This window comes from Enterobacter sp. C6 (assembly GCF_008122455.1).
In the GTDB taxonomy this organism is placed as follows: Bacteria; Pseudomonadota; Gammaproteobacteria; order Enterobacterales; family Enterobacteriaceae; genus Enterobacter; species Enterobacter pseudoroggenkampii.
Window position 1 is genome coordinate 1 of record NZ_QPFW01000104.1, and the last position, 5,867, is coordinate 5,867.

At 56.2% G+C, this 5,867-nt stretch carries 6 protein-coding genes; 3 read left to right on the forward strand and 3 right to left on the reverse strand.

Annotated features, from left to right (window positions below; genetic code table 11):
• On the forward strand, positions 1-2,004 hold a 2,004-nt coding region (pqqU, locus tag DOU50_RS01385; RefSeq protein WP_148768592.1), incomplete at its 5' end, for a TonB-dependent receptor PqqU.
• Between the two features lie 118 nt (positions 2,005-2,122).
• Here the strand turns inward: pqqU and DOU50_RS01390 are convergent.
• The 3 genes from DOU50_RS01390 to DOU50_RS01400 form a co-directional block, all read right to left on the reverse strand.
• Positions 2,123-2,791: a GntR family transcriptional regulator gene (locus DOU50_RS01390; protein WP_024909654.1), complete on the reverse strand. Its 669-nt coding sequence runs from the start codon at positions 2,789-2,791 to the stop codon at positions 2,123-2,125.
• 255 nt (positions 2,792-3,046) lie between these two features.
• Positions 3,047-4,087 (reverse strand): NADP-dependent oxidoreductase, encoded by a 1,041-nt coding sequence (locus tag DOU50_RS01395; RefSeq protein ID WP_148768593.1) that lies wholly within the window; start codon positions 4,085-4,087, stop codon positions 3,047-3,049.
• A gap of 65 nt (positions 4,088-4,152) precedes the next feature.
• Positions 4,153-4,728, reverse strand: coding sequence for a helix-turn-helix domain-containing protein (locus DOU50_RS01400; RefSeq protein WP_148768594.1), 576 nt, complete (start codon positions 4,726-4,728; stop codon positions 4,153-4,155).
• 148 nt (positions 4,729-4,876) lie between these two features.
• Here DOU50_RS01400 and DOU50_RS01405 point away from each other — a divergent pair, with 148 nt between their 5' ends.
• The gene (locus tag DOU50_RS01405) at positions 4,877-5,395 is read left to right on the forward strand and encodes a GNAT family N-acetyltransferase (protein WP_032647470.1); all 519 of its coding nucleotides are present in this window, start codon (positions 4,877-4,879) and stop codon (positions 5,393-5,395) included.
• Positions 5,392-5,841 (forward strand): DMT family transporter, encoded by a 450-nt coding sequence (locus tag DOU50_RS01410; protein WP_008501299.1) that lies wholly within the window; start codon positions 5,392-5,394, stop codon positions 5,839-5,841. The genes DOU50_RS01405 and DOU50_RS01410 overlap by 4 nt, the downstream gene beginning before the upstream one ends.
• The last annotated feature ends 26 nt before the right edge of the window (positions 5,842-5,867 follow it).

Consider the following 5,867-nt stretch of genomic DNA (forward strand, 5'->3'; position numbering starts at 1 on the left):
ACGCCGCAAACCGTATCGGAGCTGGATACCTCGGCCGCGGTCAGCGTCGTCAATGGCGATGACATGCGCCACGCCGCGCCTCGCATCAACCTGTCTGAATCCCTCGGCAGCGTCCCGGGACTGCAAATTCAGAACCGCCAGAACTATGCTCAGGATCTCCAGCTTTCGATGCGTGGGTTTGGCGCCCGCTCAACGTTTGGCGTGCGCGGTATCCGTATGTACGTCGACGGTATCCCTGCCACCATGCCGGACGGACAGGGCCAGACCTCCAACATCGATCTCTCCAGCGTGGAGAGCGTTGAAGTGCTGCGCGGCCCCTTCTCTGCCCTGTATGGCAACGCCTCTGGCGGCGTGATTAACATCAACACCCAGACCGGGCAGCAGCCGTCAACCATTGAAGCCAGCAGCTATTACGGCAGTTACGGTACCTGGCGCTACGGCATGAAGGCCACCGGTGCGATGGGCGACGGCACCCACGCAGGCGATGTGGACTACACCGTTTCCACCACCCGTTTCACCACCCAGGGCTATCGCGACCACAGCGGCGCGCGGAAGAATCTGGCCAACGCCAGGCTGGGCGTGCGTATTGATGACGTCAGCAAGCTGACGCTAATCTTCAACAGCGTAGACATGAAGGCCAACGATCCGGGCGGTCTGAGCTATCAGGAGTGGCAGAATAATCCGCGTCAGTCTCCGCGTGGCGATCAGTACAACACCCGTAAGACCATCAAACAGACCCAGGCCGGCCTGCGCTACGATCGCCAGCTCAGCGCTCAGGACGACCTCAGCGTGATGATGTACGCCGGTGAGCGTGAAATGACGCAGTACCAGTCGATTCCGTATCAGCCGCAGCTGAAACCTTCCCACTCCGGTGGGGTGATTGACATGCAGCGCCACTATCAGGGCGTGGATACCCGCTGGACGCACCGTGGCGAGCTGCTGGTGCCGGTGACGTTTACCACCGGCCTGAACTACGAAAACCTGAGTGAAGATCGTCGCGGCTACGAGAACTTTGTGATGAGCAACGGCGTGCCGGACTACGGCGTCAAAGGCGATAAACGTCGTGACGAACGTAACCTGATGTGGAACGTCGATCCTTATCTGCAAAGCAGCTGGCAGCTGACGCAGAAACTCTCTGTCGATGCGGGTGTCCGCTACAGTTCGGTCTGGTTTGATTCCAACGACCATTACGTTACGCCGGGCAACGGCGACGACAGCGGTGACGCGAGCTATCACAAGTGGCTCCCGGCGGGCGCCGTTAAGTATGCGGTGACTGACGGGTGGAACCTCTACGCTGCCGCAGGGCGTGGGTTTGAAACGCCAACCATCAACGAACTCTCCTATCGTGCGGATAATCAGGGTGGTCTGAATATTGGCCTGAAGCCATCCACGAATAACACGTATGAAGTGGGCAGCAAAACCCGAATCGGCAACGGTCTGCTGACGGCGGCGTTGTTCCGCACCGATACGGATGATGAGATTGTGGTGGACTCCAGTTCCGGCGGCCGCACAACCTATAAAAATGCCGGGAAAACACGCCGTCAGGGTGTGGAAGTTTCTCTGGATCAGCAGTTCGCTGAGAACTGGAAGCTGAAGATGGCGTGGACGTACCTGGATGCCACCTACCGTACTAACGTCTGCAGTGACGCAGACTGTAACGGTAACCGCATGCCGGGGATTGCGCGCAACATGGGCTTTGCCTCGTTTGGCTGGCAGCCGGAGGAAGGCTGGTACGCGGGCACGGACGTGCGTTACATGAGCGACATCATGGCCGACGACGAAAACACCGCGAAAGCGCCGTCGTACACGGTAGTCGGGTTGAATACCGGGTATAAGTTTAACTACGGCAACTGGGGAATGGATGTCTTTGGCCGCGTCGATAACCTGTTCGATAAAGAGTACGCGGGCTCGGTTATTGTCAACGAGTCCAACGGCCGTTATTACGAACCTGCACCAGGCCGTAACTATGGCGTCGGGCTGTCGGTCTCTTATCGCTTCGAGTAAGAAAAAGAAAAGTTTATTTTATTAATGAAATAACCCTCCTGATGGCAATAAGCCATCAGGAGTTATTCACCAAATAAATAATTAGGCGCAGTATATAGTCGCTCTGTTAAATAATCTCTCAGTTAAAATATTGTCGCTGTAAAAGAAAATCCGCTTCATCAATCAACTTATCAATTGCCTTCTGGCTGGCATCCACATCTCTCCGCTCAAGGGCTGAAAGAAGCTCATCATAGTGATACGTTGACGTTTTGATGTCGTTAAGTTCCTGATGCAGGTAGTTCATACAGGGTCCGATGCGCACCCATAACTGTTCAATTAAGGCATTAAGCGTAGGCATTTCCGCATATTGATAAAGCGTAAACCGGAAGATGCGATTTGCATGCAATGCCTGCTGAACGTTTCCATTGCGCATAGCCTCATGGAAGGCCTCTGACATTTTGCGCAACGCCTCCAGCTTGCCGTCTGACATATTCTGGCATGCAGCAGCAACCGCCATCGGCTCAAGCTGTTTTCTGATGGCGTTAATCTCGTTATAACGCTCCAGCGTCACCTCAGGGACCAGAAATGCCTGCGCTGGCGTGGCGTGAAGCGCGCCTGAGGAGACCAGACGTAGCAGCGCTTCGCGGACCGGCGTAATACTGGTGCCTAATTTATCAGCAATCTCTTTCGTAATCAGTCGTGCTCCTGGTTTGAGGGAGCCTGTAATTAACGCCCCTTTCAAACTGTGTTCAACCTGCATGGTAAGGCTAACCCTTTGGGCTTTTTCTAAGTGATCCAAATCAAGCATGTGGAATTCCTGTAGCTAAAACTTAATGCTATTTTTAAACGCCAGTTTTAATAAAACGGCGCCGGTACGATATATCCTGTATCGTCATGCCTGGTGGTGGGAAGTACGTAAAACAGCCAAAAAAAGCAAACATCATTTTTTTATCGTTTTCGGCCTCATCCGGGATGATGGCGCGAAAAACCCTGTCCAGTAATTAAAGACAATATATCGTATCTTCACAAATAAATATGGCGGGAAACCCCGCCATTGTGCGCTTTATTTATTGTCACTCGCGACGCGAATCACGACTTTGCCGAAGTTTCGTCCTTCCAGCAGGCCAATCAGCGCCTCGGGGGCGTTTTCCAGCCCGTCCGTCACCTGTTCGCGATAGTGGATTTTCCCCTCTTGCACCCAGCGCCCCATCTCTTCCTGGAACTCATGAATGCGGTGTCCATAATCCTGGCCGATAATAAAGCCCTGCATACGAATGCGTTTCTTGAGAAGGGTCGCCATCAGGAGCGGCAGGCGGTCCGGCCCGTCAGGCAGGCCCGTCGCGTTATAGCCGCTCACCAGGCCACACACCGGCACGCGCGCGGAGGTGTTCAGCAGGGGCAGCACGGCATCAAACACTTTCCCGCCGACGTTTTCATAATAGACATCAATACCGTTCGGACAGGCGTGTTTCAGCTGGTCGGCAAAATCCGCCGCATGGTGATCCAGACACAGGTCAAAGCCGAGAACCTCAACGGCATGGCGGCATTTCTCTGGGCCACCAGCCACGCCGACCACCCGGCAACCTTTGATTTTGCCGATCTGCCCTACTGTCGCGCCAACCGGGCCGGTCGCCGCAGCCACCACCAGCGTTTCACCCGCTTTCGGTTGCCCGATATCCAGCAGCCCCATATAGGCGGTAAAGCCCGGCATGCCCAGTACGCCCAGCGACCAGGAAGGATGAGACGGATTTTCGCCCAGCTTCACCAGGCCACTGCCGTCCGAAAGTTCATACTCCTGCCAGCCGCTGTAGCCCAGCACCCATTCACCGGCTTTGAAGTCTGGATGGTTTGACTGTTCAACGCGGCTGACCGTTCCCCCCACCATCACCGCACCGAGCTCAACCGGCGGTGAATAGGATGGCGCGTCGCTCATGCGACCCCGCATATAAGGATCCAGCGACAGCCAGACGGTACGAAGCAGAAGCTGCCCCGCACCCGGTTCCGGAACAGGCTGCGTTTCCAGACGAAAATTTTCCGCGACCGGTGCGCCCTGTGGACGAGAGGCCAGCACCCAGCGGCGGTTATGCGAAACAGAGTGATTCATCAGGATCTCCTTCTGGTACAAATGTCATTACAGCCTGGCTCACGTTCAGCGTTATCGCATTAGCATTACGAGCCAGACTGGTTGAGGCGTACAACCAGATAGATGCAGGTTTCATTCGTCTCGTTGATGAACCGGCAGTCATTCGGCGGCCCCAGCTCGAGACAGTCTCCGGCGTGCATCTCGTGGCGCGTATCGCCCTCCTGGAACACCAGCTCACCGGACTGCAGCCAGATAAGCTGACGTGCCAGCGCGTAAGAAGAGGCAGGCATAGGAACATCGCTGCCCGCAGGCAGTTCCACCTGAACCAGGTCGATGGGCAGATCGGTACGGGGAGAAACATGGCGGCGGAGGTAGTGCGTCTGCGGATCGCGCCAGACGGGCTGGTTTGCCAGGCGCAGCAGCTTGCCCTCCTGCATTTCGGCCCGGGCAATCAGCGTTGACATGCTGATGCCAAACGCGCCAGACAGGCGGGCAAGCAAGGTGGCCGTCGGGCTACTGTCTCCGCGTTCTATCTTGTGGATCATCGCGCGCGAGACCCCTGCCCGGTCAGCAAGCTCGGTGAGGGACCATCCGCGAGACTCGCGTTCAAGGCGAATTCTTGCGCTAATCCGTTGATTCATCGTGTCTGTTATGGTGTTCATGACGTCATACTATAGTGTATGAACGGCAATTCAATGGGCTTTTGATAACAAAAAAATATGGCTTATGCCGTAGCGATCGGGGGATACAGTTGTGTAATATCGTAGCGATAACGTAATACTATAGTGAACAACACACAGAGGCTTCATCATGATCGTTCGTCATGCCTGCAAAGAAGACTGCGCTGCGATAGGCGAGATTTACAACCACGCGGTGCTGCATACTGCCGCGATCTGGAACGATAAAACCGTCGATACCGATAACCGAATCGCGTGGTTTGAGGCGCGCACGTTGGCGGGTTATCCGGTTCTGGTGAGCGAAGAAGACGGTGTCATCACCGGTTACGCCTCTTTCGGCGACTGGCGCGCCTTTGACGGCTTCCGTCATACGGTTGAGCACTCGGTCTACGTCCATCCGGCCCATCAGGGTAAAGGGATTGGCCGCACGCTGATGAAGGCGCTGATTAACGAGGCCCGCGCCATCGGTAAACACGTGATGGTGGCCGGCATTGAAGCGCAAAACCATGCCTCGATTCATCTCCATGAGACGCTCGGCTTTGTGACGACCGGACAAATGCCGCAGGTGGGAACCAAGTTTGGCCGCTGGCTGGACTTAACCTTTATGCAGCTGCAGCTGGACGAGCGCAGCGATCCGGACGCTATCCCATGAATCAGTCACTGACGCTGGCGTTTCTGGTGGCGGCGGGCATCGGTCTGGTGGTGCAAAACACCCTGATGGTGCGTATCACCCAGTCCTCCTCCACCATTCTCATCGCGATGCTGCTGAATTCGCTGGTCGGCATTGTGCTGTTTGTCAGTATTCTGCTGCTGAAACAGGGCGTGGCCGGATTCAGCGAGCTGGCCGCAACGGTGCGCTGGTGGACGCTAATCCCGGGGCTGCTGGGGTCGTTTTTCGTGTTTGCCAGCATCAGCGGCTATCAGAACGTTGGCGCGGCGACGACCATCGCCGTGCTGGTCGCAAGCCAGCTGATTGGCGGGCTGGTGCTGGACGTGCTGAGGAGCCATGGTATTCCGCTTCGCGCCCTGATTGGCCCAGTGTGCGGCGCGGTGATGCTGGTCGTGGGGGCCTGGCTGGTGGCGCGACGCCAGTTTTGATCGTTACAGTATGGTGCCGCCTTTCG

What these genes read in the sequence shown, in the direction of transcription:
- DOU50_RS01405 (WP_032647470.1), top strand. Translation starts at nt 4,877, where the DNA reads ATGATCGTTCGTCATGCCTGCAAAGAAGACTGCGCTGCGATAGGCGAG.
- DOU50_RS01395 (WP_148768593.1), bottom strand. Translation starts at nt 4,087, where the DNA reads ATGAATCACTCTGTTTCGCATAACCGCCGCTGGGTGCTGGCCTCTCGT.
- DOU50_RS01390 (WP_024909654.1), bottom strand. Translation starts at nt 2,791, where the DNA reads ATGCTTGATTTGGATCACTTAGAAAAAGCCCAAAGGGTTAGCCTTACC.
- DOU50_RS01400 (WP_148768594.1), bottom strand. Translation starts at nt 4,728, where the DNA reads ATGAACACCATAACAGACACGATGAATCAACGGATTAGCGCAAGAATT.
- DOU50_RS01410 (WP_008501299.1), top strand. Translation starts at nt 5,392, where the DNA reads ATGAATCAGTCACTGACGCTGGCGTTTCTGGTGGCGGCGGGCATCGGT.